Genomic DNA, 3,982 nt, shown 5'->3' on the forward strand with positions numbered 1-3,982 from the left:
GACGTAGGTGAAGGGGGCGTCGGGGTGCTCGGCGATCCTCTGCTGCGGCACGGTGTGGGTGACCACCACGATCGGCTTGTCGGCCGGGTGGATGCCGCCCCAGCCGTCGGTGAGGGTGAACAGTCGTTTGCCGACGATGTAGACGCCGACACTGTCGAGCCAGGCGCGCAGGTAGGCGGCGTCGTCGGGGGTGAGGGTGAACGGGATCTCGGGGTGGGTGCTGGGGATTTCGACGTCGCCGCCCGAATACCAGGCGAACAGGTGCTCGAATCCGGTTTCGCCGGGGCCTGCGATGAATCCGTCGAGGGACATGTTCGCGCCGGTGACTACCTTGCTCATGGCCGTACTCCTTCAAGAGGGGGAACGAACGGCGTGGCTGCCGTCTCTGCTGTGTAGTCGGAGCCGATATCGGGACATCTTCGTACTCGGCGGATGAAGTCGCCGGAAAATGGATATTGCCGGGAACCCATGGCGCGGAGCGGTTTCGGCCCCTCGACCCGGGCGCGAGGGATGATGGAGGCGCTGGCTCGAGGACACGGCGAGAGATACGGCGATGAGCGAGAGCGAAATCCGGGACCTGGCACGGTCACAGCGACGCGCGCTCACATCGACGGAGATGCCGGGCATCTGGGTCGCCGTGGCGGCGTCCGTGGTCGTCACCGGCGTATCGGTCGTGGTGACCGGCGTGGTGGTCGGGTTGTCGGTATCCGTGGGCGCGGCGTCGTCGGTCGTCTGCAGCGGCGAATCCGCGGCGTCGAGGGTGGTGCCGTCGCCCGGTACCGGAGAATCGCCCGGGGTCTGCGCGTCGTCGTCGGAAACGAATGCCGCGGTGGCGGTCTGGTCGTCGTAGCTCTGCGTCGCCGGGTCGGTCGACCCGACGCTGGCGGTGTTCGCGGCGGCGGCCAGGCCGTCACCGCGGGTGTCGGCGGCGGCGACGGCGCCGATGACCAGGCTCATCAGGGCCGCGCCCGCGGCCACCTTCGTCAGATTGCGGCGGAGGCGCGGCGTGATGCTGATGCCCTCGATCCACTGCCACCGATCAGCGCTCTCGATGAAGGGCTGCTCCGTGGCGTTCGAGTGGTCGAGTTCAGGCGCGTTGCTATCCAATGGTGTCCCCAAGTGAATTCGTCGTCCGCCATGAGTCGCCGCGTCAATTTGCTCTGCGGGCAGCGAATTTCAGCGTTCACTTTTCCCTGGCCTGCTCACCCGGGAATCGGGAACCTCATAGCGACGAAGACTGTGCAAGGCGCTCGAGCGGAATGCAACTCCCGTCGGGCAATAAGACAAATCGGACATGACTGCTCCGCAACGCGACGCCAGGGGTTCCTGACAGCGAAAACGAGCCGCCCTCGCTATCAGGAGAATTCGCAGCAAACAGCAGGAGGACCGATCCCGACCGCCCGCCGACCCGCTTCCGGCTGTCGGCGAAAACCACTGCCGACAAGCGTCTTTCACGCTGCCGCCAAAGCCCGTAGCACGGCCGCCGAGCGGCCGACAGACACAAATTGTCACGCCATCCCGACGGGTGAATATGCCGTGGTCACAGGTGAATACGAGATATCCTGGCGGTGACGGGACAATTGCCGCCGTTCACGAATGTTTAAGCTGGCAACCGCTGTGATCTACCCGACAGTGCGTCGATACTGATCGGCGGGTAAAAGTTCTAGAGCGAATCTGTATTGCGTGGCCAATGAATTCGCCGGCTCGTGACGATCGATGGAGAGGCCGCAGTGCAGATCACCGCAACCCCGCTTGCCCACCCCGGGGCACGCGCGGGCGCGCACCAGCCCGCCAGGGAGCGCCGCAAGGTCGCTCCGCGCACCTGGGCCTGCGAGCGGCCCGAGATCGGGGTATACCTGCGCCGCCGCCGCGAGGAGCTGGGGCTGACGCAGGAGGAGGTCGCCTCGGCCGCCTCCACCACCCTGTCCTCGCTGCGCAAATGGGAAGCGGGCCTGCGCAATCCCAGTGTCGAGGGTCTGGCCGCCTGGTGCCGGGTGCTCAATCCCCCGGACTGGATGCTGCGCAAGATCACCTCACTGGCGCTGGGCGGCCTGGACGGCCTCGAGGGCCTGCGCGCGGAGACCTCGACCCCGATCGTCGCCCCCGATGACCTCGATCATCTGGAAGCGTTCTCGGGCCCCGCCTACTATCTGGCCTTCCCCCAATTGGATGTGCTGGCAGCCAATTCCGCCGCCCGCCGCCTCGCACCCGGCCTGATCCCCGCGGCCCCTGGCGCGGACCGCCCCGTCAACGTGGTCGAGTGGATCATGACCGACGCCGCCCGCGGGTTGATCGTCAACTGGAAGGACACCGCCATCCGGGCGATCCACGCCCTGCGGGTGATGGGCCCGGGCCTCGTCCCGCAGGCGCGCCTCGACGACATCTTCAACGCCTGCTACGACCGATCTCCCATGGAGTTCAAGCGCTTCTTCGCCGCCGCCCCGGCCGATCACCTGGACGGCGACGAACTGCTGCTGCGAGACCCGGTGTCCGGCGCCACCGATCGCTACACCTGCCGTTCCCTGCGCTCTATGCAGCCGCTGCGGCCCTACGAACTCGTCCAGCTGGCGCGCGGCGCTTCCGCGCTCAACTGACCGAGTCGAGCGAGGAGAAGACCACGACGTTGGATTCGTAGCTCTTCGTGGTCTGGTTGAAAGCGCCTCCGCAGGTGACTATCTGGAGGGTGGCCCCGCCGCGCGGACCGAAGACCAGCTGATCGGGGAATTGGGTCTTCTCGTACATGCGGACGTCGGTGACCTTGAAATGGGCGGTCTTGCCGTCGGCTCGGGTGACATCGACGATGTCGTTGGGCCGCACCTTCTTGAGGGAGAAGAAGACGCCTTCGCCCTTGTAGGAGTCCACGTGTCCGAGGATGACCGCTGAGCCCTCCTCGCCCGGGGCGGGGCCCTTCTGGTACCAGCCCGCCTGCCGATAGTCGGCGGGGACCTGCACCGAGCCGTCGGTGTTGAGGCCCACCGAGATCAGCGAGCCGGTCGCCTTGATCGAGGAGATCGCGAAGGACACCGGGGTCGAACGGGTAATCGCCGCAGCGGTTTTCACCGCGGTGGTCGTCGCCGGGGCGCTGGTGGCGGCCGCCGGGGTGGTGCCGGACGAGGACGAGCAGCCCGCGAGCAGGGCGATCGCCGTCACCGCGACGGCCAGCACGCCGAGCGGCGATCGGCGAATTCCGCTCGCGCCCGGCGTTTTTCGAGACTTCGCGATCATTGCGCGCCGACCGCCTTCGCCATGCCGCCCGCGCCGGTTTCCGGTGCGCCCTTGGGGATCACGTAGCCGCCGGGCGGAACCTGATCGGTGACCGCGGTGCCGCCGGGAATCCCGGTGGTCGCGCCGGCGGGAATCGTCATGCCCTGCACGGTGTCCGCTCCGGCCGCGCCCGCTCCGGCAACCACCAGATCGATGCCGCCGAGCCCGCCGCCCTGCACATCGCCACCGATATTCGTGTTGCCGCCGACCTGGGCGCCGCCACCGGCATTCCCGCCGACCTGCACGCCGCCGCCGACTTGCGCACCGCCACCGACGTTTCCACCGATCTGGGTACCGCCGCCGACCTGCGCGCCACCGCCGACGTTCCCGCCGATCTGGGTACCGCCACCGACCTGCGCGCCACCGCCGACGTCGCCGCCGATCTGGGTACCGCCACCCACCTGCGCGCCACCACCGGCATCGCCACCGACTTGCACACCGCCACCGACGTTTCCACCGCCCTGGGCGTCACCGCCGACCTGCACGCCACCGCCGACGTTCCCGCCGCCTTGCGCGTCGCCGCCGACTTGCACTCCGCCGCCGGTGTTTCCGCCACCCTGGGCGCCCCCGCCGACCTGCGCGCCACCGCCGAGATTCCCGCCGCCCTGCGCGTCACCGCCGACCTGCACCCCACCGCCGACATTGCCGCAGATCGGAAGAGCACACGACAGAACTCCAGACACATCGACTTCTCTCGCGTATGGCGGGGGCGGGGGGA

4 protein-coding genes and 2 pseudogenes are annotated in these 3,982 nt (G+C 68.3%); 2 read left to right on the plus strand and 4 right to left on the minus strand.

Annotation, left to right across the window (positions count from 1 at the left end):
• Nucleotides 1-339, minus strand: a pseudogene (locus ACWELQ_RS40340) (hypothetical protein); the annotation flags it as partial.
• A gap of 12 nt (nucleotides 340-351) precedes the next feature.
• Nucleotides 352-1,107 carry a hypothetical protein gene (locus ACWELQ_RS40345; protein WP_452402265.1) on the minus strand — a complete coding sequence of 252 codons (756 nt, stop codon included), beginning with the start codon at nucleotides 1,105-1,107 and terminating at the stop codon, nucleotides 352-354.
• A gap of 599 nt (nucleotides 1,108-1,706) precedes the next feature.
• On the opposite strand from ACWELQ_RS40345, the gene ACWELQ_RS40350 reads away from it, so the two are divergent.
• The gene (locus tag ACWELQ_RS40350; RefSeq protein WP_452402266.1) at nucleotides 1,707-2,594 is read left to right on the plus strand and encodes a helix-turn-helix domain-containing protein; all 888 of its coding nucleotides are present in this window, start codon (nucleotides 1,707-1,709) and stop codon (nucleotides 2,592-2,594) included.
• On the opposite strand, the gene ACWELQ_RS40355 is transcribed toward ACWELQ_RS40350, so the two are convergent.
• Nucleotides 2,587-3,225, minus strand: a complete 639-nt coding sequence (locus tag ACWELQ_RS40355; protein ID WP_452402267.1) for a class F sortase — start codon at nucleotides 3,223-3,225, stop codon at nucleotides 2,587-2,589. The genes ACWELQ_RS40350 and ACWELQ_RS40355 overlap by 8 nt on opposite strands.
• Nucleotides 3,222-3,509 (minus strand): hypothetical protein, encoded by a 288-nt coding sequence (locus tag ACWELQ_RS40360; protein ID WP_452402268.1) that lies wholly within the window; start codon nucleotides 3,507-3,509, stop codon nucleotides 3,222-3,224. Before ACWELQ_RS40360 ends, ACWELQ_RS40355 begins: the two co-directional genes overlap by 4 nt.
• A gap of 12 nt (nucleotides 3,510-3,521) precedes the next feature.
• Between ACWELQ_RS40360 and ACWELQ_RS40365 the strand changes: the two are divergent.
• A pseudogene (locus tag ACWELQ_RS40365) lies at nucleotides 3,522-3,982 on the plus strand (hypothetical protein); the annotation flags it as partial.

The sequence above is a fragment of the Nocardia sp. NPDC004722 genome, from assembly GCF_053601505.1.